Origin of the sequence: Bradyrhizobium sp. WU425 (assembly GCF_021052305.1) — a bacterium.
Lineage (GTDB): Bacteria > Pseudomonadota > Alphaproteobacteria > Rhizobiales > Xanthobacteraceae > Bradyrhizobium > Bradyrhizobium canariense_D.
In genome coordinates this window covers 3,036,308-3,058,723 of sequence record NZ_CP088089.1, presented here as the reverse complement: position 1 = coordinate 3,058,723, position 22,416 = coordinate 3,036,308, and the positions used below count along the sequence as shown (strand labels likewise).

At 59.6% G+C, this 22,416-nt stretch carries 21 protein-coding genes and 1 pseudogene; 12 read left to right on the top strand and 10 right to left on the bottom strand.

Annotated elements, in window-relative coordinates; translation table 11 throughout:
• Window positions 1-1,413 precede the first annotated feature (1,413 nt).
• On the top strand, window positions 1,414-1,746 hold the full coding sequence (locus BcanWU425_RS14460) for a hypothetical protein (RefSeq protein ID WP_204511712.1): 333 nt from the start codon (window positions 1,414-1,416) through the stop codon (window positions 1,744-1,746).
• A gap of 267 nt (window positions 1,747-2,013) precedes the next feature.
• On the opposite strand, the gene BcanWU425_RS14455 is transcribed toward BcanWU425_RS14460, so the two are convergent.
• Window positions 2,014-2,226: a hypothetical protein gene (locus BcanWU425_RS14455; RefSeq protein ID WP_204511713.1), complete on the bottom strand. Its 213-nt coding sequence runs from the start codon at window positions 2,224-2,226 to the stop codon at window positions 2,014-2,016.
• Window positions 2,227-2,572: 346 nt separating this feature from the next.
• Here BcanWU425_RS14455 and BcanWU425_RS14450 point away from each other — a divergent pair, with 346 nt between their 5' ends.
• Together BcanWU425_RS14450 and BcanWU425_RS14445 are read left to right on the top strand one after the other, a co-directional pair.
• On the top strand, window positions 2,573-2,878 hold the full coding sequence (locus BcanWU425_RS14450) for a hypothetical protein (RefSeq protein ID WP_204511714.1): 306 nt from the start codon (window positions 2,573-2,575) through the stop codon (window positions 2,876-2,878).
• Window positions 2,879-3,641: 763 nt separating this feature from the next.
• Window positions 3,642-3,830 (top strand): hypothetical protein, encoded by a 189-nt coding sequence (locus tag BcanWU425_RS14445; protein WP_204511715.1) that lies wholly within the window; start codon window positions 3,642-3,644, stop codon window positions 3,828-3,830.
• A gap of 705 nt (window positions 3,831-4,535) precedes the next feature.
• Here BcanWU425_RS14445 and BcanWU425_RS14440 read toward each other — a convergent pair.
• The 4 genes from BcanWU425_RS14440 to BcanWU425_RS14425 form a co-directional block, all read right to left on the bottom strand.
• A complete protein-coding gene (locus tag BcanWU425_RS14440) occupies window positions 4,536-4,994 on the bottom strand; it encodes a hypothetical protein (RefSeq protein WP_377789447.1) in 459 nt (152 codons plus the stop codon).
• A gap of 7 nt (window positions 4,995-5,001) precedes the next feature.
• Entirely contained in the window at window positions 5,002-5,223 is a 222-nt protein-coding gene (locus BcanWU425_RS14435; protein WP_204511716.1) for a hypothetical protein, read from the bottom strand.
• A 1,139-nt stretch (window positions 5,224-6,362) separates the two neighbouring features.
• Window positions 6,363-6,866, bottom strand: coding sequence for a hypothetical protein (locus tag BcanWU425_RS14430; protein ID WP_204511717.1), 504 nt, complete (start codon window positions 6,864-6,866; stop codon window positions 6,363-6,365).
• 585 nt (window positions 6,867-7,451) lie between these two features.
• Window positions 7,452-7,958, bottom strand: a complete 507-nt coding sequence (locus tag BcanWU425_RS14425) for a hypothetical protein (protein ID WP_231190560.1) — start codon at window positions 7,956-7,958, stop codon at window positions 7,452-7,454.
• A gap of 878 nt (window positions 7,959-8,836) precedes the next feature.
• On the opposite strand from BcanWU425_RS14425, the gene BcanWU425_RS37700 reads away from it, so the two are divergent.
• The gene (locus BcanWU425_RS37700; RefSeq protein WP_409363673.1) at window positions 8,837-9,301 is read left to right on the top strand and encodes a hypothetical protein; all 465 of its coding nucleotides are present in this window, start codon (window positions 8,837-8,839) and stop codon (window positions 9,299-9,301) included.
• A 9-nt stretch (window positions 9,302-9,310) separates the two neighbouring features.
• On the opposite strand, the gene BcanWU425_RS14415 is transcribed toward BcanWU425_RS37700, so the two are convergent.
• Window positions 9,311-9,460: a hypothetical protein gene (locus BcanWU425_RS14415; protein ID WP_204511719.1), complete on the bottom strand. Its 150-nt coding sequence runs from the start codon at window positions 9,458-9,460 to the stop codon at window positions 9,311-9,313.
• Between the two features lie 773 nt (window positions 9,461-10,233).
• Here BcanWU425_RS14415 and BcanWU425_RS14410 point away from each other — a divergent pair.
• The 3 genes and pseudogenes from BcanWU425_RS14410 to BcanWU425_RS14405 form a co-directional block, all read left to right on the top strand.
• Window positions 10,234-10,403, top strand: a pseudogene (locus tag BcanWU425_RS14410) (NYN domain-containing protein); the annotation flags it as partial.
• A 179-nt stretch (window positions 10,404-10,582) separates the two neighbouring features.
• Window positions 10,583-10,786: a winged helix domain-containing protein gene (locus BcanWU425_RS37695; RefSeq protein WP_445818651.1), complete on the top strand. Its 204-nt coding sequence runs from the start codon at window positions 10,583-10,585 to the stop codon at window positions 10,784-10,786.
• A gap of 157 nt (window positions 10,787-10,943) precedes the next feature.
• Window positions 10,944-11,285, top strand: a complete 342-nt coding sequence (locus BcanWU425_RS14405; protein ID WP_204511720.1) for a helix-turn-helix domain-containing protein — start codon at window positions 10,944-10,946, stop codon at window positions 11,283-11,285.
• Between the two features lie 748 nt (window positions 11,286-12,033).
• Here BcanWU425_RS14405 and BcanWU425_RS14400 read toward each other — a convergent pair.
• Together BcanWU425_RS14400 and BcanWU425_RS14395 are read right to left on the bottom strand one after the other, a co-directional pair.
• Window positions 12,034-12,270 carry a PilZ domain-containing protein gene (locus BcanWU425_RS14400; protein ID WP_204511721.1) on the bottom strand — a complete coding sequence of 79 codons (237 nt, stop codon included), beginning with the start codon at window positions 12,268-12,270 and terminating at the stop codon, window positions 12,034-12,036.
• A gap of 477 nt (window positions 12,271-12,747) precedes the next feature.
• On the bottom strand, window positions 12,748-12,972 hold the full coding sequence (locus BcanWU425_RS14395) for a hypothetical protein (RefSeq protein WP_204511722.1): 225 nt from the start codon (window positions 12,970-12,972) through the stop codon (window positions 12,748-12,750).
• Between the two features lie 120 nt (window positions 12,973-13,092).
• Between BcanWU425_RS14395 and tnpA the strand changes: the two genes are divergently transcribed.
• From tnpA to BcanWU425_RS14370, 5 genes are all read left to right on the top strand, one after another.
• Window positions 13,093-13,494, top strand: coding sequence for an IS66-like element accessory protein TnpA (gene tnpA, locus BcanWU425_RS14390; protein WP_204513673.1), 402 nt, complete (start codon window positions 13,093-13,095; stop codon window positions 13,492-13,494).
• Window positions 13,491-13,838 (top strand): IS66 family insertion sequence element accessory protein TnpB, encoded by a 348-nt coding sequence (gene tnpB / locus BcanWU425_RS14385; RefSeq protein WP_231188510.1) that lies wholly within the window; start codon window positions 13,491-13,493, stop codon window positions 13,836-13,838. The genes tnpA and tnpB overlap by 4 nt, the downstream gene beginning before the upstream one ends.
• Before the next feature lie 45 nt (window positions 13,839-13,883).
• Entirely contained in the window at window positions 13,884-15,536 is a 1,653-nt protein-coding gene (gene tnpC / locus BcanWU425_RS14380; protein WP_231188506.1) for an IS66 family transposase, read from the top strand.
• Window positions 15,537-17,126: 1,590 nt separating this feature from the next.
• Entirely contained in the window at window positions 17,127-17,426 is a 300-nt protein-coding gene (locus tag BcanWU425_RS14375; RefSeq protein ID WP_204511723.1) for a hypothetical protein, read from the top strand.
• 1,026 nt (window positions 17,427-18,452) lie between these two features.
• A complete protein-coding gene (locus BcanWU425_RS14370) occupies window positions 18,453-20,009 on the top strand; it encodes an ISL3 family transposase (protein WP_204511724.1) in 1,557 nt (518 codons plus the stop codon).
• 84 nt (window positions 20,010-20,093) lie between these two features.
• Here BcanWU425_RS14370 and BcanWU425_RS14365 read toward each other — a convergent pair whose 3' ends face one another.
• Both BcanWU425_RS14365 and BcanWU425_RS14360 read right to left on the bottom strand, forming a co-directional pair.
• Window positions 20,094-20,657, bottom strand: coding sequence for an MOSC domain-containing protein (locus tag BcanWU425_RS14365; protein WP_231190559.1), 564 nt, complete (start codon window positions 20,655-20,657; stop codon window positions 20,094-20,096).
• A complete protein-coding gene (locus BcanWU425_RS14360) occupies window positions 20,657-22,339 on the bottom strand; it encodes a DNA polymerase/3'-5' exonuclease PolX (protein ID WP_231190558.1) in 1,683 nt (560 codons plus the stop codon). The genes BcanWU425_RS14365 and BcanWU425_RS14360 overlap by 1 nt, the downstream gene beginning before the upstream one ends.
• Window positions 22,340-22,416 lie beyond the last annotated feature (77 nt).

The window sequence follows — 22,416 nt, the reverse complement described above, 5'->3', positions numbered from 1 at the left end:
CCGTGTTGCATGCCCGCCAGAGTTGGAGTCGTACGCCATCCACATGTCGCCACCAACGTGCTGTTCCAATACAAACACGTGGCCGCGGCGTGCGGCGACCATCCCCGGTGCTGGCGATGTACGGGGAAAACGGAGCCAATTCGCCGCAAGGTTCAGCTCCGGAATCACCCGACCGAACACGCGGAGCGCGGCGCCACAACCGCAATATGAGGAAGGGCAGCCGGCCGGACGACCGCGGATCACGCGCCCCCTCCGGCTCGCTCGCGATGGCGTGTCGCAGCCCGATCCTACCGGAGAACTGCCGGTGACCACCGCAAAGCCGCCCGCCCGCTACAGCGCTATTTGAGGGCACGCGTCCGGCCGGCTTTGCTCTACCGAGCTACACCACCACCTGGGACACGACCGCATCGACACGTTGCATTCGGCGATTTGCTGATTGCGGAAGGGACGCGCTTCAGATGGGATTGAGCCGGTGATGAAAACAAGCGAAGTGAAAAAGACTAGTTTCAACATGCAGGACTCCTACGCGTGTCCTGCCCCGCCTGCACAGGCTAAAAAACAATTTGGTCAATTGAAGGCTATTCGGCTTCTGCGGCCGTCCTGCTTAAGTTAAACCTGCTGCTGACCGATAAGGATTGCCAACAATGCTTGTCGGTCTAGAACAGTATCTCCGCTTCGGATTGATACAAGCAAGCCGAGTGATGCTCCGTCCTTCAAATTGTCATCAGATTGGGTGCCACTTTCCGTCGCTGCGCTCGGCTTCAGGAACGGATGGCGTCAATCGCGTGAGCTATCAGGACCGCAACGCTGGCCGCGATTATGATGACTAGCAGCCAACTGATCACGCTCGTCTCCATCAACGTCATGGAGTGAATGCGCTCAATCCCGCACAGTCAAAAAGAACCCGCCGGAAAGCTTAATTTCTGCGAGGGGCTGAGGACTTAAGGCAACTCTTGCGTCCGCAGTCGGTCCTATCAGGGAAATGCCAGTAACCGGGTCTCAACCGAGCCCACCATGACCCGGACTCTGTGCCGCGCCCTCTCGCTTCGCAGCCGTGAAAAACGGAATTGTTCCGCCTTCGCAACAGAATGCCCGCCTTGGTGTTTTTAACCCGGCTTCATTTGACGACGCGTGGGCAGCAGCGATTTAACCTCCCGCTGCGGCCTTCGCCGCACGGGACGCCCGGCGAGCGCCCCTCAGGTACGCCTGTCGTTGGGGCCTCAGAGTCGGAGGACCGTGAGAACGGCTCAAGCGTCTCCAGCCGCAGTTTTCCGTCTGCTCCGCTGATCGAGTTTCGTGGGAGCGGCTCGCCCTGGGCATTTAGCCGTTGGGACAGTTGGCGCCCAATCGATGCCGGTTGCACGAAAGGGGCGGAATCCGCATTATGGTTTTGCTGGGCGAAGCGGATCTACCGTGGCTCTGAAGAACCCCGACGCTATTGCGGCAGTCGTGACTGCGCTGCGGCTTACTTACGGCGACGAAACGGCACGAGCCATGCTGGTCGGCGGCATGAACCTGGCCGCTCTGATAGAGGCGATGTTCTCCGCCTCGGTTGAGCGACGCGATGCCGTTCGATACGTTGCGTCTGCCTTGGACGACTTCGCCATCTCGCCGGAACCCGGCCCCGTCTGGCACCTTCGCTACGTTTACGAAAGTCATGGCTCGTTTCGCGTCGTCGATATGGAGATTGCGACGCCGACCGGCACACTGTCCAGTAAAGACGTCTGGCTTCGTCTGCCCGTCTAGCTATCTCGCCACCTCTGCCATGTGGCAGGTGCTGTCGCCAATCAGCGAGCGCGCGGTGCCTTGCTTGACGGCCTTGTAGGTCTTTATCTTTCCGGCTGGTAGTTCCTGGATGTGCGAATAGCCGGCGGCGCGAAGCTTAGCGATAATCTCCTCCGACGTCAGGCTGAGCGCGGACGAGGATCCCAAACCAGTGCGAGGGCAGCCATGATGAACGATCGCAGCACTTGGCTCCTTGCGCGCACGCCGCCGTCGGGTTGACTCCTTAGCTTAGCCGCCGACCGGACCCGACAACGTCTTCAGTCCCGCCTCGATTGCTGCGATGTCCTGCTCGATCTGCGCAATCGACAACCTGCAGTCAAAGCCCACCCAGGCTTTCAGGTCTCCGGCAAGTCGCCGGCGATGGATCCTCAGCTCTTCAAGCGACTGGCGGTCCTTCACTCTCGCGTAGCCGTCCACAATCAACTCAATCGCACTCGACATGACGCTACTCCACAAAAATAATTCGGATCTAATGAATGAAGCTTATTGCAAGCCGCCCGGTCGGCGCAACTTCGGCGCTGGCTTTGTACAGGATGCCTCTCCGCCGGCTTGCGCTTCAGCAATGGAGCGGCTGGGGAACAACAAGAGCCAGAGAGCGCCTCGAATGCCCAACCAGGCCGTCGTCAAAATCGGTCAAGATCATTGACGGGTTGGCATTGCACTCAGCGTCCAACGGCAAATTCTTCGAAAACGGTTGAGCACAGGGTTTTGTTTTTTTCTAGCTTTTCCCGAACTGGGGGCGTCAAACTTGCGTCCATTGAGAACGTATTTTTTTAGGGACATTGCGATGGGAAAACCTGCCGTTTCCCGTGATGCCTTCCGGGGACTATTCGCTTTGTATGCCGCGAAGGCTCATCACGACCATAAGGCCGAGGCCGAACATTCCCTTTTGCGGATGTTCGGATCTGCGGACGATATACCCGATACGTTGCTGCAGCAGTGGTCGGACAGAGCTGAGATGCTCGGCTCCGAAACCGTTGGCCGCTTATTGGATCCGCGCGTCCGTCAAATCACGAACGGCAACGCGCAGTATGACCATGCCAGCGACTTTCTTCACACGCTGCTGAGAGACCTCGGGCAGAAAATGCAGTGATCAAACCGCCACGCCTTGGCGCCGCAGTCGTCAGATGCATAGACTTGACGGCTTTTTTCCTGCGCTTTTGATCGACTTGGACTTCATAAGAAACCATTCTGGCCTTCAGCCAAGCTCGATGACCCGGCGCGCCCCACTGTGCTAGGCATCCATACCGCTGTTATCGGGCTAATGCAGCCGACCCACGCCCGCTAAACCAACTGGACTATGTCTGCTGCCACCTAGGCGACAATCGCAAGGCCGTGTGAAATAGTTCACAGATTGGGAAACCAAAGCTCGCTACCATGGAGAGTGCGGCGGAGATGCTCCGGGCTGTTGCTCGTTCGCCTGCCCATCCAGCTTGATCATGAATCGTTTTTTGTCTCAGTAGGGGAAAAGGCGACGACGATGATTGACGACGATTTGGTCCGGGCACATCGCAACAATATCCAACGCTAGCACCTCTTATTGCAAACCACTCTGACGGACTTCGAACGGCAGTATGTCGAAAGACGTCTGAGCGAGGAGCAATCGAAGCTGGATAGGCTAAAGACTCGTACTCAAGCAAAGCGAGACGGCCAATCGGCTACAGACCACGCAGGGTAGGACACCCGATGGGTCACACGGGTTGCTGTTAAGGGCTGCGGCAGAAAAGCTTATGCGAGCAGCTGCGCGGCTTCAGCATTCGGAGCCGAGAGACAACTAGCCGAAGCACGGCAGCACGACGTAAACACTTGCGCTCGCCCTTCGGTTGCGGTTGGATCGTCTTTTTAGGATTGATCCAATGGCAATTCAATTGCTTGTGGCGAAGGTTCTCAGGGACGAGCTATCTTCAAGGGGCATTCAATCATTATGCGTTGAAGACTCTGAGGCGATTGCTGCTCGCATCTTCGAGCGGATCACTGAGCTTGAGCTGGAACTTGCCGCCCGGGGGTTCAACATCCCCGCAAGCGGCGATGATAGACCGACGTGACGAGCCGAGCGTCATGTCCGTTTACGATCCGCTATCGAGGGAGCTGGGGCGCACAAGGGCGCAAACTATCCGGCTCACGTTCTCGGAAATCGAGGAAATTCTCGGGAGGTCGTGACCGCCGTCAGCTTACAAGTTCAGTGCCTGGTGGGGAAATGAGAGTTCGCGCAAGGCTGGGGCACACGCGGGCCATGGCGTGGCTGCAGGCAGGCTTCGCGGCTAGAGTTTCTCTGAAACAGCGGGCGGTGGAATTCCATCGACCCTGAAGGCTTTCACGTCGCGCCGCCTGCGAGCTTTCCCGCGCGTCCGGGCACTGTCACTGCACGGAGAATCCAATTCGAAGGCGGCGGACTGTTCTAGCCCGTCGCCGCAGCCCTTCAGCTCTTCAGCCCTTTTTATCCAGGGCTGCGTTCAAGAAAACGAGGTGCAGAACGGCATTGTTTGAAACAAAATAGCTCCCGTTCGAACGCCCAGTCCCTGGCTCGTCGGCTCAGGCCGAATAGCGGCTTACGCAGCAGATGACGAAGACTTTTCCCGTATTGCCGATTTCAAGAGCCAATCGGTCAGGGCTGCAATCCGAATCAATAAGGCAATGGGCGCCATCGGTGGTACCGGACAGATGATCCAACAGTCGTCAGCCATCGAGGTTGTGGTGCAATCGAGAGGCCGCGCTAGCGTCGCCGCATGAGCAACACCGTGGCTCGAATTTTAGCTCGGGGAAAGGCGTACGCCCGAGCTCCTAGCATCTGCCGGGCGACGCCTGGGCAGGCGCCAGCCTAGCGGTCCCGGAAAGCTGTTGGCGATGCTCAACGCGCGGTTCTCGTCGGTTTCAAGAGCTATTTTCTGGGCAAGCATGACGTCGCCCTGAGCCAAGCCACCTAACGGGACGAAGCAGCGCCCCGTTCCGAGCCGCCCGTATTCGTCTATCTCGTTGACGTTGGCGGACGTCCCGCGCCGGATTCGGTACCGCTTCCCAGTATCGCATCCCACGACATCAAAATATCCCTTCCTATCAAAGTCCGCCCTCTGCTGAGGCGAAAGCCAAGAACGAAGGAGGCGTAGCGCACGAGCGTGAATCGATTTCTCGTCCTTGGATGCTTCATAGAGCTTCCCAATAGAGAGGCTACGGAGGGGCCACCGGCTGAGTCGAGCTAAGTTCCTCTTCACCTGGCCATCACCCACCGACTAGGCGCGGAAAAAACAATGTCTCTTCGGCGGTCGGATCAAACGTGGTGATCCTGGTTACCTCCTCCGGGCTACTCCGCACCGCTGCAGTGTATCCTTTCCCGGTGAACTCCAGAAAACGTCTCTCCGCCTGTACCAGAGCATCAGCGCTGGAATTGTCGAAAAAGTAGCGGCTGTCGCCGCTGTGATCCATCACGATCTGCGCTGCCATGCTGAGGCTCCCGATTGCACTTCGGAAGGAATGTGAAAGCGGAGACCTCGTTCCTATTTTCGTAAGCGCCGAGTGATTTTTGGTCGTGCGCCTCACTACCGGAACGCGTCTCCCGCCTGGCACGACGTGCCGGGCTAGAGCTCGCGTCGTCAATGTCGTCAGACTGAGGACGATTTTGGAGCTGACAGTGCCCGAGCCTGAGCGGGACGAGATCCCACCAGCCCGGTGCAGCCGTTGCGAGCCGGTGCGATTTCCGCGAGACGCCCGGGCGGTCCAAAACGGTCGAGGGTTGGCGGATGTGCCCAGTGTCATGTGAATACTTGCGCAGGGCGCGCGCCTGCCATGGAGAGACCATCGCCAGGTCCGGGACGGCACGACTCAACCAGCGTCGGAGGGGCCGCGCCGTCCCGTTGGGCGCAACACTAGAGCCGGCGGCACCTGGGGAGGAGCACCTCGGAGAAACTGCCAGCGTCAAGGTCGCGGTATGTGGACGTTGCCGCATTCTCACCCGCATCTGCATTTCACTATGTGAATCAGGTCGACGATGGCGGCTCGCAAAAGCGAGCTCAGGAGCCGAGACCTGTGGCCGAGGGTTACCTTCCCTCAGCTCAGCCTATAATCAACTGTTCCTGCGGTCAGAGGCCTCCTTGGGCAGGGCTGCCCGCGTAAACGGTCTCACCATCGTCAGCCGGGCGGAGAACCGGCTCGCGCATTCTGCTGAATCCGCAACAGCTTGCCGACGACCGGCCACGGCCCCAACCCAGGCGCCCGACCGGGGCCGTCTTTCCACGATTCGTAGTGTCGGAGTAGGCGTAATGCTTCCCTCGCCGTCGATCGTGCCCGCCGATTGGCCATCGCGACGTCTATCTCTGCCGCTCTACGACAAGGCGCCCTTCCAAAGAAGCGGCTTACGCGGGCGGGGTTTTGCTGCTTCCGCGAGCCCGATGCCGCCGACGTGGCGCTATTCGACTTCGGACTAAAGCCGTTTTGTGCGGGCTTGCGCCAGCCGCCCCGGTGACGCAGCGGGCCGATTTGCTGCCGGATGCCATCTTCAGAGGCAATTTATCGAGACGGTCAATCGAGCCGGGGCGCGTCCGCGGTGAATGGCGCTCGCCGAGGTCCTATAGTCGGCACCGTCATCAGTTCAGCTTGAAAAACGTCTGCTCTAGCCGCTCCTTGAGTGTTTCCAGTAACGACAGTCTTGTATCAGGCGCCGCAACTTGCGCTCCCGCTGCCGGTTCGGGAATAATATTCAACGGTTTCGCTGCTCGACGGTTAGAGACTTTTTTCGCAGATTCTCCTTTTGCAGCACGCTTCGGATTCAAGACCTCGCCGCCTGATTTCGGAGTGACCGGTTTTGGGGCAACGTCAAGTTCTGAGAATGCGCTCTGCAGAACCCGAGCAGATTGCATTGACGTCATCGATGCAGAAGGACTGATGTTCGACGGAGCCACAATGGTCGGCAAGCTGGCATCGATTATTACCCGTTCAGGTGCCCGCTCGGCGGAGCTGATCTTTATGGACGGTCGCTCTACGTCACTGTTACCCGGGTCCATCGCCTGCTGCGGGAAGCACCAGCTGATTGCGATCAGCAACAGGACGAGAGCGCTGCCGACAAATCCGAAATATTTCATCAAAGGCACAGCCGCCTCCGTTTGGCGACGACCTTGCGACCTCGATTGTTAGCAAAAAGCTAAAGGTAGATTAAAACAGAAGACATGGTTATCACGCATGTTGCGACGCAGCGGCTATTTCGCCGGCGTCCGTGACTTCGATGCTGCATCGTAGATCTCGATCTTCAGCATCGGATACTTAGCCAACAGTTCAAGGGCCGCTTTAGTCGCGGCGTCCTGATCAAGAAATTCGGTCTTGAAACGACCATCGACGAGAATCGCATAACCGGTGGCCGGCGCGACGTCAGCACGCCGACTTGGCTTGGTTGCGGACGTTCAAGGTGAAGGGTTGTATTGTTCATTCCTTACTTATCCGGTTGGAGAACGCCCTTGTTGCTGAGGTTCTCGCAATTCGCGAATTGAATGCCTGGGGTTTCCCAACCGGCGTAAGCAGAGAACAAGAGAACAACGATCCGAAATGCAATCGACATGCCGCCCACCTTTTCTTGTTGGTGACGACGGTACAAACAATGCCTTACGGCCAGCTTAGGAGAAAGGGTTTGCGCAAGGTATACGCCAGAGCGAAGAGGGACGTTGGCTTGGCCGAAGCCACATTCACATTTCTGTCGGTGATCGCTCCGATTCCGCATTCATAAATGAATTCGCTATCGTGACCAGGTGTACTGCGGCGGTGCCCAGCTGCTCCATTTCCTTGTCAGCAGTGTAGGCTGAAGCCGCTCGTCGATAGGCGATTGCAACGGTTGCGTATGCATCCGTGATCAGTACAGCTGAATGGTCGTGCGCATCCTTGGCTTTCCGATCACGTACTTGGACGACTTTTGTCGCCGCCTGAGCGGCTAGTTCAGCAAGCTTCTCGTTACTTAAGCTCGGATCATCAATACCAGGCTGACATGCAGAAGCCGCGCCGGCGATTGCCTGATAGTATTGGCGCTTTTGCCACTCATTCGCCGTCAGGTAACTCTGCAGCAGGCGGCGAGCCCTCACTTCAAGCTGCTTTCGATCGCTTCGGATCTTTTGATGATCTGAGCTAAGCCAGCGGAGCATCGTTTGCCTATTCACTTCGGCGCCTAACGCAAAGATCATGGGGCTATAAAGTTCCATCAGAACACTTGAGTTCGTTCGCCCAGCGCCCTCGGGAAATGTTGAAGTCGATTACAGCCTGCAGGTCTCGCGAATGAGACCGAATTCTACGATGAATCAACTGAGGGAAAGAGGGAATTGAGCGTAGGTCGAAAGTAATTTGCCTCCATGTTGCTTTGTCCGCCCTGAGATGGATGCGTGCCGTCAGGGTATAAAGCTTGGTTTGCGGCAACGGAGTCAGGGCCCCAGGTCGGATCGATAGCCCAATCGACGACAAAATCGCACTTTCCTTCACTTGGAAAAAGCCGCAGAGCCCCACGGCGGTGACCCGATTAACATTGAAGCCACTATCGTCACGGGAATTGTGCGTGCTGATTCCCAATACGACAATTTACCTCTAAGTGCTTCTTTCTCGCGTTCGCGATCCATATTCTTCATACGTTAGCGGCTGCCTTGCAGATCACCACCACCGCCAGCAGGAACTCGATCGTAAATCTCCCAATGTCCACGGCGCTTCCTCACCCACGACAGCCGGTGGCAGGAGCACGGCCGGACCTACCAGGAATCGATAATTTGCGATGTACTTACGATGCCGCTTGATGGCGGCGTGCGCACTCGCCGATACAACATATGGTCCGGTCATTATCCGCCCGGCAGCCCCGCGGAATCGTTGGCTGACGGGCCGCGACCTGCAGCATCCAGTGCTTGAACGGCCCCTGCCATCGCAGGGTCGGCGTGCGACTCGACGCACTCTCCCAGATCAGCCGTGGGTCCCGCGTCGGCTTGCGCCTGGTCTGCTCAAGATGCGGCGCGGCAGGATCTGTGCATATCGTCCCGAACTGGCATGACAGTCGCGGGCAAGTCAGGCCAAGCAGGGACGTGAGGTTTTGATTCCAGCGATGAAGCACGTCACCGAACGCCCTTTTGCCGATCCACAAGCCGCAGCCCGCGAGCTGATCGAGCTCGCCGCCAGCATCGAGCCGGTCCAGGATGGGCGCATCCACATTGAGAAGATCAACTATCCCTTCGTCTCCACGCTCAAGGGAAGCGGCCCGGAGTTCGGCGCCGGCATCAGGTGCGCCATCGAGAAGGGATGGCTAGAGCTGCATGAGAGTGGAACATACGTGCGGCTGTTGGCACCTGGGAATGACCTCATGGCGCTCCGTAAGGAACGGGCCGGGCACATTCGGCATGAATCCGCGCTGGCTCGGCGCCCTGAGCTGGCGGAGCGGCCCCGGCCCCTTAACCCCAGGTCTCCCCAAAGCCGGGGCCGTCTCTTGGCGAAACCACGCAGCTGGGAGCATCCGCGCTTTGGCTGGTTTTTGGGAGGTTCGCTCTTGCTCACGGGCGACATGGGACGCTAAGGCGCTCGCTTAGGTGGCGGCATTCTTCCTGACGGTCGACACAGCTTCGATGAGCGAGCACTTTTCATATTCCTTAGCATCGCCCGCGACGGTACCGCGAAGCTCCCTACATTCGCCGCCGTCGAAGAACCACTTAGCTTTGCCAATGGCGACGATCACCTTGCATTTTGGGCATTGCACCTGCATCTGCCTACCATGCGCTCAGAGTCGGCGCATTTCCAGTCACAACCTCAGCGAGTTCGGATGGAAAGCTGCCAAAAAAAGCCTCGAAATGAAGGTCGGCCCATGGGAAAAGCCGCAGCGTGGTTCCAGCCCCACTGCGGCATTCCCGGGCAACTTGAAATTGGTTGGTATTTAAATCGCGCCGGTGTTCTCACAGTAGAACACCCCGTTCCGAAAATGGAGTCGGTATAACTACCGGAGTCTGCCTCGCTACGAATTTTCGCCACGGGGCGAACATGGCAGGCTTAAGTTTCCAGCCCCATGCTCCCGGCTGCCAATCCAATTGCGGATCAGAGCGCCGGAGCCTCAAAGTGGAGGTCGCAGGAACGGCTAAGAAGCTGCTCCTGCGACCAACGCCGTGGCCTAGTCGGTATTGACCCAGCCCAAGGTGGACCCGCGGACGCAGGTCGGGCCAATCCCGGAATTTGGTGCAGGCGCCAGCGATGCAAGAGCCTCTGTCAATAAAGGCCAATTTATGATTGGCTATCGCATCGAGGTAAATCCCTCAGCGGGGCCGCGGTTGTGCGGCAAGAACGGAACGGTGATTGGTCCTGGGTATCATCCCAAGAGTCTCCGTGTCATTCTGGACGGTTCAAAAACACCAATAACCCTGCACGTTACATACGTCGCAATTGTAAATGCGTGATTCGAATTGATGATGCGGCAGCTCGCGTGACCAGCCGCGCAGGGACAAATTAGCTCATTAATCGTTGATCGCCGACGAATTGCGCCGCCAGGCTGACGTCTTCATCGACCTCGTCGAGCTGCAATCCAAGCTTGGCCGCGATCCGTCCGAGCGCCCATCCCTACGCGATCGTGAAGCGCATGGACACATGCCGAAATTCTGCAAAAGCCGCACGGAAACGACCCTCACACCTAGATCATTAAGGGGCGCCCAGTCGACGCGCTTGGGCGGACTGAGTTCAATAAAACAACATCACCGACATCCACGCCGCTAGCGACGCGCAGAGACCAATTCCTAGATAAGGCAATACAAGGCGCATCGGGTTTCTCCTCCGAGACGCGAAATATGTCTTAGCTTCGCATATCGGCCAGCCAATGACTACGAAATCTCCGGTTGTGTCGCGGCCGACGCCGGGCGGTGACTTGCCGATGCACTCGGAAGCCGGCGTGTGTCGCAAGCTCGGCGCCGTCATCGACACACTGCAGGACGCGCACAGTGCTCCCTTTGCTGGGTTTCACGCGCGTTACATGTTGCGCAGTAGCGTAACTGTGCTGGAAATCATCGGCGGGCCGTCCTGATGCCCATTGCTGACCCACAGAACGGCACTGGTGCGGTTTCAGCCCCGCCGGGCCCTTCAGGTACGCCTGAACTCGCGAACAATCACGGACCGCATTCTGAGGCAGGAGGCGCGTGATGCGATGCCGCAGGCGTAACAAGCGACTTGATGCACCCCACGTGCGTTTGTATCGCTGGCTGCTCGACTCTCCGGTTTATTTGTCGCTGACATGCCCGGCGCGGGCGGTGCTGATCGAAATCGCGCGAGCATACGACGGATTTAACAACGGACGAATTGGGCTTTCAGTCCGACGTGCTTCTGAGCGCTGCAATATTGCCCGCGGAACGGCATCCCGGGCATTTGTTGAGCTTCAGGACCGCGGATTCATTGAGTGCGCGACCAAAGGCGGGTTCAATCGCAAGCTCCCTCATGCCAGCGAGTGGAAACTTACGTTCTGGGGCTGCGACGTCACGGGCGAGCTGGCGGGCAAACAATTTATGAGCTGGGGCAGAGAAAACTAAAACGCGGTATCAATATATCCCGGCGCGGTATCAAATCAGAGCCAGCGTGCACCTTATAATAGCGCGAAAGGAGCCTCACGGTGCCTCCTTTTGATACCGCAAAGCTTGATCCACCGACGATCGCGGTATCAATCTAGGGCACACATATAGTTTACCATAGGGTGTAGCCCACGATTAGCCGGTCAGCGCGCACCTCAAGGTGAGCTGTATCGCGAACTAGGACTGCCGGCGCTGGGCTTTCGGAACTGGCAAGCCGGTCCGAACGATGAAGCGAGCCAAGGAGCGGAAGACCCTGTTTACCCGCCTTTCCGCAAACGGCCGGGGCTTGAGGTCCGAGCCGATAAACGCACCAGCGCGTAAGTCTGAAAACTGCTAATGCCCACGGCGTCGGGCGTAGTCAGCTAGCCGCTGATATCGATGGTCTTTACGCAAAGGCGGCTTCGCTTGCGCTATGGCTTCCAAGCAGTCCGTTAGCTCTCTCGGTGCCCAGAACTGATCCGCCAAGATCGCGACGAGCAAGCGTAGTGAAGACTCTGGGAATCGGGCGCATATGATTTGGTTCCGGTCTGCGAACTCCCATACGGGCCCGCAGCTTCATCGCTGCACCATCAGAGGCCGGACAGATGGCAGCATCCGACTACGCCGATCTTCTTCAAAAATCGCTTGCATCTCGGGGGCGTCCACAGCTGGGTACACTGCCTAGATGATCGGGATCGGCATTCCGGCCCGTAATTGAGTGACGCATTAATTAATAGAACGCGACAGCAACTCGTTTCTCTTTACGCCAGACAACTGCGCAGCGGCGCCGGTCACCGTCGGGAATGACAGTCAGCGCAAATTCGTCGGGAATTTTTTCATCTGCAGCAAGATCGAGGGCTGCGCCGAACGCAGATATGCTGCGAATGGTGCAATCTGCCTTCGAATGGCCGAAGCTGATCAAACCCAGTCTTGCAACTTGTTTCAAACGAGGGTTCTTCTCATCCATAGTGTCCTCCAAGGTCCGAGGAGCGCAAATCACGCATCGGTAATGATTCGGCGGCGATGGTGCGTGCCTTCCAGTGTCACCGAAGAGTTGGTTCACATAAGCCAACCCACTTTCAACGCCCTTGCGGCAGCGGCAGGGGCTTGCTTGCCTTAAGGAAATTCCCGCAGCCGAGCGATCTCGGCTATCTGTTCTGGGCCCAGTACGGCGGTAATAACTTGCGTTTGCGGGGCAGTATGTATTTCGTAGAGATGACGCTGGCTGGCGGGCTTCGCGAAGAAACCCCGGATGCATGCGTCTAAAGTGCCCTCGATTACAAGATAAGGACCAAGCGATGCCGCTGCGCGTTGGTTTCCAATTGAAGGCCATTTTTTTAGTGCTGCTGCCGCTGTGAAATCGATCCGTGCGCGCTGCTTCGAGCCGACCGGCGCCCCAGACGCGCCTCTCCGGCGATCCGCCGATTCCGTTCTTTTCGCAGCTCTAATCATTGGGCCAATCAAAACCTGAGGGGCCAGGGTCCGGACCAGAATGGTTGCGCTTTAACTTTTCCGGCTTCGTCAATAACAGTTTTAGAAACTCAACCGGCGGTGCTGCGGGCCTTCGACCGAATTGAGCAGCAATCTCTGCGCTGGGCACTTTCACGACCATCGTTTCAAGTTTGCCTATGTCGCTTTCGGTCGGGAGCCTGATGTCACGTTGAGGCATTGTCCTCTCCTCAAATGCACGCGGTTCCTTGCAGGAATTTCCGTATTCCTGCGTTGAGGGCCGCCTTGTTTGACGGACGGGAACGCTGCAGGTCCTAGGGGTAATCCTAGGAGAAGCGCTATGACGATTTCGAGGGCGGAGGTGATCACGTCGGTCGAGCGGCGGCGCCGGTGGTCGCAGGATGAGAAGGAACGGCTTGTTGCAGCATCGCTCGAGCCCGGAGCCTGCGTTTCCGAGGTGGCTCGCATGGCTGGCCTTCATGTGAGCCAGCTGTTTAGGTGGCGCAAAGAGCTTTGCAAGCACGCTGAAGCGAGTATAGCGCCGTTCGTGCCGGTCGAGATTGGGTCGTCTGTGCCGCCGCGGGCGGTGGCCGAAGCGCCATTGACGACGACGGCGGCGCGTCGACGGAAGAGCCATGGCATCATCGAGATCGACCTTGGTAGCGGGCACCGCATTCGGGTCGACGGCGACGTTGATGGAGACGCCCTGCGTCGGGTTCTCGAGGCTCTGGTGCGCCGATGATCCCGGTTCCGACGGGCGCGCGCGTGTGGCTTGCGACAGGCTACACGGACATGCGGCGAGGCTTTCCGACGCTGGCACTCCAGGTGCAGGAGGTGCTGCGCAAGGACCCGCTCAGCGGTCATCTGTTTGTCTTCCGCGGTCGCCGAAGCGATCTTGTGAAGGTGATCTGGCACGATGGCCAGGGAGCATGCCTGTTCACCAAAAGACTGGAGAGAGGGCGGTTCATCTGGCCTTCGGTTGCCGGCGAAGCAGTGACGATCTCTCCGGCGCAGATGAGCTACCTGTTGTCCGGAATCGATTGGCGCAACCCGCAAGAAGCCCAGCGTCCGACGCGGATCGGATAGCCGTTTTGGGTTTGAATCTGCTGCTTGATCTGATTCAATGGCTTCATGATATCGAAGCCGGACGAACTTCCATCGGACCTTGTGAGTGCCCTGGCGGCGCTGCAGGGCGAGCGTGAGGCGCGGCTGCTCGCCGAGGCGGTGGCTGCCAGTGCGCGGGCGGAGCTGTCGGACAACGCGGCGCTGATCGCGCATCTCGAGCTGCGGATCGAGAAGCTCAAGCGCGAACTGTACGGGCAGCGCTCCGAGCGCACGGCGCGTCTGATCGAACAATTGGAATTGGAACTCGAAGAACTCGCCACCACGGCGAGCGAGGATGAGCTTGCGGCTCAGGCCGCGGCGGCGAAGACCCAGAGCGTGCGCGCCTTCACGCGCAAGCGGCCGGTACGCAAGCCCTGGCCGGACGACATCGAACACGAGCGCATCGTTATCGAGGCTCCGACGAGCTGCGCCTGCTGCGGCGGATCGCGGCTCGCGAAGATCGGCGAGGATGTGACCAAGACGCTGGAGGAGATCCCGCGCCGCTTCAAGGTCATCGAGACAGTGCGCGAGAAGTTCACCTGCCGCGATTGCGAGAAGATCAGCCAGCCGCCGGCGCCGTTCCACGCGACGCCGCGCGGCTTCATCGGCCCACAATTGCTGGCGACGATTCTGTTCGACAAGTTCGGCATGCACATCCCGCTCAATCGCCAGAGTGCGCGCTTTAAGGCCGAGGGGATCGACCTGCCATTGTCGACGCTGGCCGACCAGGTCGGCCACGGGACCTTCGCCGTCATGCCGCTCTTCCACTTGATCGAACGCCATGTGCTTGCTGCCGAGCGCCTGCATGGCGACGACACCACCATCCGCATCCTGGCGAAGGGCAAGTGCAAGACCGGTCGGATCTGGACATATGTGCGGGATGACCGGCCCTTCGCCGGGCCAGCGCCACCGGCGGCGGTCTATTACGCCTCGAGCGACCGTCGAGGCGAGCATCCACAGAAGCATCTGGCCGCCTTCGCCGGTATCCTGCAAGCTGATTGCTACAACGGCTTCGAGCCGTTGTTCGATCCGCAGAAGAAGGTGCTGCCGATTACGCCGGCGTTTTGCTTCGCCCATGCGCGGCGGGGCTTCTTCGAGCTGGCCGACATCGAGAAGAACGCCCGGGAAGGCCACAGGGGCAAACCGGTCTCGCCGATCGCGTTGGAGGCGGTCAGACGCCTCGACGCTTTGTTCGAGATCGAGCGCACCATCAACGGCTGCGGCGCCGACGAGCGGTGCGCCGTGCGCCAGGAAAAGAGCAAGCCGCTTCTCGAGGACATGCATGCCTGGCTGCTCCTCGAGCGCGAACCCCTCTCGCGCTCCTCCGAGGTCCTGAAGCCCATGAATTACATGCTCAGGCGCTGGGACGACTTCGCCCGCTTTCTCGATGATGGCAGGATCTGCTTGACCAACAATTGTGCTGAGCGCGCATTGAGAGGCATCGCCCTGGGAAGGCGCAATTGGACCTTCGCCGGCAGCCTGCGCGGTGCCGACCGCGCCGCCATCATGCTGACGATGATCACCACCTGTCGTCTCAACGATGTCGATCCCAAGGCCTGGCTCGCCGATATCGTCGCCCGTATCGCCGATCTTCCCGTATCGAGTCTGCACGAACTGCTGCCCTGGGAATGGAAGCTCCTCCGCCAAGGCGACACTCCCGCCGATCAGCAGGCTGCCTGATCTTCACGCAACGCCCTTCATAGAGCTCGTCGCGCTCGCGCGCATGCGTCAATCAGGCGGCCTTCGTCGTATGCGTACGAATTTCCTAGTGTCAGAGCTAAAATGAGGCCCAAATTAAATGTCTTAATTAAACGTGATTTAATATATGGCATTATAATTGGATAATAAAGATAATAATCGAGAAATTGACAAAAGATCGCGTTCCCGCCGACGAGCCTACCTTGTCTTGTTGGCCCCAACGGATCGCTGACTGACCCTGCGCCCCCGGGAGAGACACGCTAGCTGCCTTGGCAGTGGAGAACGGCATTCAATTTGTCGCAGACAATTAAATTGACTCCGACCATGGCGTCTCGGCCTGCAGCGGGAAAGTTCTAGCCAGCGGCCTATACGATGGTTACACGAGGAGGTCTCGCCAGACCTCTCTTGGCAGTTGAGAGTTGTGCGGATTCGCGCGACAGGATGACGGCCTATCTTCTCCGTGCCCGCTTGTCTCCTTGATAGGCTTGCGCGCTTTTTCGTAACACTATGCGCGCCTCTTACGGCGTCGCAATCAATCCGCTCGCAGTCGCAACTATCCAGCGATTGCCCCAGCGCACGATAGAGTCGATCCGCCCGACGCCGGGGACCACATCGCCCCGTGCTGCCATTCGAACCCCATCGGGCCCTTCAAGCACCGCCGTTCCGCCGCGAACGTCAAGCACAGCCCAACCTGCAATGGTCGTTGGTCTTGTCTCGGGGATCGACAGCAGCGGCCCCTCAGGCGCAAGCGAGCCAGTCACAGACACCTCTGTGTCGACAGCGGAAGAAGCTGGATTCAAAGTTTCCGCCGTTTGCGCCCCACTCGACGCTTTGGCCAGAGGCTTCGGAGCAACGCTCGCGATGACTGTGGAGGGTTGCCCCAAACCAGGCGCTGTTCGCGAGGCTGACACTGACCCAATCTTCCGGGCGCTTTCGGACTTACCTCCTGCCCTTGGATCCGGCATGCGACGCGAAGCCGTTTGAGCAGCTGGGTTGAGAGCCGAGATAGCTGCAGGACCGTACCACGCACCAGCCCAGCCCAATCCGAAGCCTCCCGCCAAGGCGGCCACGACGAAGCAAGTAGTGGGTATTGAGTGACCGCTTGGCGCCAGTAGCGCCAGGACCTCGGCTCGAGTAGAGGTCGATAAATCAAGGTGATCGAGAGTGACGGGCTGTGTCGCGACCTCGCCACTGCCCTGATCCGCGACGGTCACGGTCCTCTCCAAGGTATTCGCATGGTGCAATTGCCTGCTCAGGCCCCTTTGCGGTCGCCAATGATCATGCCGGGAACTAAATCAACCCTTAACAGCCGATGCGCTCCGCACGAATAAGGCAGCGGTGGATAACGAACAGCTGCCGAGGGATAAGAGCGGCCGGCCTGCCAGGCTGCAGCCCACCGCTCACTTCGCGATGTAGATGGAAGGGAATGAAATCATGCCAGATGGTTGCGAGACTTGATGGGTGCCTTCGAAGACAGGCGAGTTTTAATCTTCGAAGCTTGAAACTAAGCGGTTTCTGGCGGGGTTTGTTTTGAGACAGCGAAGAAGAAACGCTGTCACTGAGGAGGGAAACATGAACGAGCTGAACCGGTCATTGGGCAGGAACGCTCTTCTAGCCGCGAGCGTTGCTGCCGGTCTTCTTGCGCTCTCCAGCACGGACGCCTCCGCCGCTATTGCGTGTAGGGGAGAGGTTTGCTGGCGTGTTCATACGCCCTATGTCTACCCGCCGTCTCCGACAATAGTCATCCATCCCGACTATTGGAGGCCCCCGACGCCGACAATCGTCATTCGCGAGCACTGGAGCCCGGTCGAGCGCTTCACGCGGGAGTACATCGTGCGGGAGTATGGCAGCCTCGACGATCCCGAATGGTAGCAAGTGGCCAGTCAGACCGACTGGAAGTCCTGGCTGTAGGCTTCGGGATGCGCTTGAAATGAGGGCTGACCTCGGCCTGGAGGGCGACCTGGGTTGCCTCGCCATGGCGTGGGTTTTTTCAAACCTAACGCATGTTTCCTCATGGCGCTAAGAACATTGGGTCCAACAGCCGCCCACCATTGGCATGACGCTTCGCGGGGAGCACCCGCGCTTACCTAAGGCAAGAGATCTGAACCAACGGCCCGATTTTATCGACAAATATCTGAACCGGTTTATCCTCCGCGCTGTGCAAGCTCACGACGATATTTGGAGAGCACTCGGCCCGAAGCTCTCGAGCGAAAGCTAAGACGCCGCTGCGGAGCTTAGTTGGGGGCTGCTCAGCTGCCAGGCCGTCTGTGGAGTTGCTCATGAGTACTGAGCGGAAACCCGGCCCTGTGATCCTGTTGTTCGCGATTGCCGTGATAGTGGCGTCCATCGCGGCATTCCTCACGACGTTTGAGCGGGTCCAGACCACCACAGCTCATGGCGAGCCTACCTCCGGCACCACTGGTTTAGCCAAGCCCCGCCCGCCTCTACAGCGGGCCCCGGGCCAGCCAGCAGTAGGGAAGTAAGCGCCACACCGATACCGGGCATGGTGCCCACCCTTGTGCTGCAGGCGTCAGATCCGCAGCCTGCCAAGCGACTCAAAATCTGATCTTCTTAACGAATTCAGCTCGTCAATCGGCCATTTGTCCGTCGGGCGTAATCAGCTATCCAGCGAATTCAGGGTTTTCGAAAGCCGGCGCACATGCGGAGCGTGGGTAGAGCGCCGCGGATCGCTAGGCGCTCGCTCGGGATGCGCGCTTGCACAGTCGCGTCCTGTTTTTGCAACAAAATCGGAAGTAGAACGGAAATACCCGCGACACGTTGTGTTTCGGCATGGAATAAGGACCCCGTTTTCGGGGTGATCGGCATCCAATCGGGGGCTGACTCATTTCCGATGAAGTTTGCCGGGCGACTGTGGTTCTCAAACGGAGAATCAGCTCCATGCGGACGGGCTTTCAAATCTCATCGCTAGTACCGAGTGGTTTGGTGTTTGATGGTGTAAGTGACTCAATGGATTCGGTTATTCTGGCTGTTCGGTCAGAGGCTGCGGAGGCCCAATGCCCTTTGTGCGTGACAGCGTCGCGCCGAATCCATAGCCGATACATCCGGCACGTGGCTGATTTGCCGTCAGCGGGCAGAAGGGTGCGCCTCCGATTGCTCACGCGGCGCTTCACATGTGAGGTGCTGCATTGCCGCCGGCGGATCTTCGCGGAGCGGTTTGGAGAAGACATCGTCCCGCTTCGACGGCGCCGGACGGCACGGTTGGAATACATCGTCCATCACTTGGGGTTGGCGCTCGGCGGCCGGCCGGCGGCAAGCTTCGCCAAGCGGCTCATGCTGCCCGTCAGCAACGATACCTTGCTGCGGGTGGTCCGCCGGCGGACGGCGATGCCGACAGATCCATTGCTTGTTGTGGGCATCGATGACTGGGCGTTCCGGAGAAATCATCGATACGGGACGATCGTGTGCGATTTGGAGCGCCGGGGGATCGTTACCCTGCTGCCCGACAGGGAAACTGCGACCGTTCGGGCGTGGCTATCGAAGCACCCAGCGATCAACATTGTGTCGCGAGATCGCGGTGGTGGATACGGCGAGGCAGCAGCCAAGGCGCTGCCGAGCGCCATCCAAGTCGCCGACCGCTGGCATCTGATGGAAAATGCGAGCGCGGCCTTCCTTGATGCGGTGCGCCGCTCCATGAACAGAATCCGAACCGCAATTGGAGCGACGACGATCAACCCGGAATTGCTGACCTGTGCGGAAAAGCTGCGCTATCAGGGCTATTTGCGGCGGCAGGACAGCCATGCCGTAATTACGGCTCTCGTCAGCGACGGTGTGTCGCTCAAGGAGATCGTCCGCCGCACAGGACATAGTCGCAATCTGGTTCGCCAAATTAGCCGCGGCGGCGGTACGGATATGTTCCGCACCCGTCAAAGCACCCTGGACGGGCATCTGCCGTTCGTGGACGCGCAGTGGTCAGTCGGCTGTCGCAACGGTGCCGAGCTCTGGCGCCGCTTGAAGGGACAAGGCTTCAAGGGATCGCTGCGCGTCGTGGCGGAATGGGCGACGCGACGGCGACGTGCCGAGACTATCAGCCATCAACAATTGCAGAAGGTCCCCGCCGCCAGGACGATAGCGCAGCTGATGACGACGAAGCGCGACCACCTAACCAAAGCCGAGACCGTCACGCTTGCGGTCATCGAACAAAACGTTCCTATGCTGGCCGATGCCCAAGCTCTCGTTGGCCGCTTCCACGCGATGATCCGAAAGAAGGCCGAGATGGAGCTCGAACCTTGGATTGATGACTCCAAGCGGAGCCTCATTGCCTCGTTCGCGAATGGCATTGCCAACGATAAGGGCGCGGTGCACGCGGCTATCACGCAACCATGGTCCAATGGCCAAGTGGAAGCTCAGATCACCAAGCTCAAGCTGGTCAAACGGCAAATGTACGGGCGCGCTAAGCTCGATCTCCTTCAGGCTAGGCTGATTGGCGCGCCATAAACACAATCACGATCATCGAATATGCGTCAGAGCCCCTTTTGGATGCCGATAGGGGGTCCCAGTCGAACGCCGATTGACATCTTTCTACACGGCCGGCAGAGGCCGAAACGAGGAGGACGGAGGGCGAGCCCGCGCGGTATCACCAGCCGCGACCATCCCGCCGGCCCGTACCACGCCCAGCACCCCAGATTTGAACGGAGGGCCCGTTTCCGCCGACGAGAGCACCTGTTGCTTAAGGCCGGGCTGGAAGCGGTCGATCAGAGCGCAAGGCGTCCGGAGGCCGGTCAGCTCCACGATCGCCGTTGGTCCAAGCTCGATGAGCGTCCGGAGAGGCATCCGCTCAAGGTCCAGACCGGCAGTGGTGATATTCTCGCCCAGGTCCCCCGCTGCGACCGTGAAGCCGGCATCCGAAAGGGATGCAAAGAGCTCGGCCGGGATGAGGTGCACCTGCCGGAGATTGGGTAGGCGCGGCTGCCGGCGGGCGAGATACCGGTGCTTGACGAACGCGCCGGCGTGGGCGTCGCCTTCGACGCCATGGCCTTCCACCAGCATGATCCGGTCCTGCGGCGGTTTGCTGAAGTGGTGATCGCGATCGGCGGCAACTGCGACCACGGTGCCCTCCAGCGAGAAGCCGTGCCCTTGCTGCATCAGGCCGCCCGGGCGAACGAGCGCCGCTTCTGGCGGAGGTAGCGCGTGATCTCCGGAAGAGCCATCGCGTTCAGGACCCGGTCGGCGGGGACACCGCCCTTCCGAGCGATCTCGACGCCCCAGTGCATGTGGTCGAGCTCGGGGATCGAGTGCGCGTCCGGATTGATGCTCATCAAGCAGCCGAACTCAAGGGCGGCCTGGTGCCAGCGCCAATCCAGGTCGAGGCGCCATGGATGGGCGTTGATCTCCACCACGACGTCATGCTTGGCACAGGCGCGCAGCACCTTGTCGACATCGATCTCGTAGCCTGGTCGCCGCTGCAGCTGGCGCCCGGTCATGTGGCCGATGATGGTGGTGTGAGGATCGGAGATGGCCCGAAGCAGGCGCTGCGTCTGCGCCTTGCGGTCGAGTTTGAAATGGCCGTGGATGCTCGCGACCACAAAGTCGAAGCGCTGCAGCACGTCGTCTGCATAGTCCAGCGAGCCGTCGGCCAGAATGTCGGACTCGATGCCTTTCAGGATCCGGAAATCCTTGCCGAAGCGCTTGTTCAACCGGTCCGCGTCCCGGTGCTGCTGCGCGATCTTTTCCTCCGAGAGACCGCCGGCGTAGTGCGCGGACTTGGAGTGGTCGGCGACCCCGAAATACTCGAAGCCGCGCTGGCGCGTCGCCTTGGCCATCGTCTCCAAGGTCTCCGTGCCGTCGGAGGCATCGGTGTGGCAGTGAAGGATTCCGCGCAGGTCCTTGTCAGTGACGAGCTTCGGCAACTTGCCCTTCAGCGCCAGCTCGACCTCGCCGCGGCCCTCACGGAGTTCAGGATCGATGAACGGCAGGCCGAGGGCACTATAGATCTGGGCCTCGTCGCCGGCGATCAGGGTGCGACCCTTGTGCAGCCCGTCGCTCTCCAGCCGCATTCCTTTCTCCGCGGCCAAAGCCTGGAGCCTCTCGATGTGAGCGGCTGAGCCGGTGCCGAAAAGAAGGGCGGCGCCGAAGCGATTGCGGTCGGACAAGCGGATTTGCAGTCCGTCCGCCGCCGACGGCTTCGGTTCCTTGGCGGCCTCCGGTGCTTCCGCAACGATGGTGAGATCGCCGACGAGTTCGCAGCCGCGACGGAAGTCGCCGGCGATCGTGACGCGCTTGAGCTCGGGCTGGGACTTTCTGATCGAATCCTTGGCATGTGCCAGCAGGACGGCGGCACGGTGCAGGTGGAGCCGACCTTCTCCGCTTTTCGCGATGGCCAGGTTCTGGAGGATCTTGGTCTGCAGCGCGGCGCCCAGTCCCTTGGCCTTCTTGATGCGATCGTCCTTGGCGGCGGCCTCCAACTCGGCGAGCGAGGTGATACCGAGATCCTTGTAAAGCCGCAGCACCTTCTCGGGGCGGAGACCGGGCACAGAAAGCATCTCGAGCACGCCCTCGGGTATCTCCTTCCGGAGCTTTTCCAGGGTCGGATGAGAGCCCGTCTTGTGAAGCTTGGCGATAATGTCGGCGATCGCCTCGCCGACGCCGGGGATTTCCTTGAGCCGGTCTTCAGCGATCAGCACATGCAGAGGGACGGCAAGGGCTGCCAGGCTGTCGGCGGCCCGGGAATAGGCTTTTGCCCGGTAGGGGTTGCCGCCGCGCAAGGCGGTGCGCTGCGCATATTCCCGCAGCAGGTTTGCTACACCACGGGTGTCGAGGGAAGGCATTCAACAAGCCTCCCGTCCCGCGTCCTGCGACCTCGGCGGACTAAAGCAAGTCCCAGCGCCCGAGCCTTGGCCAGGCG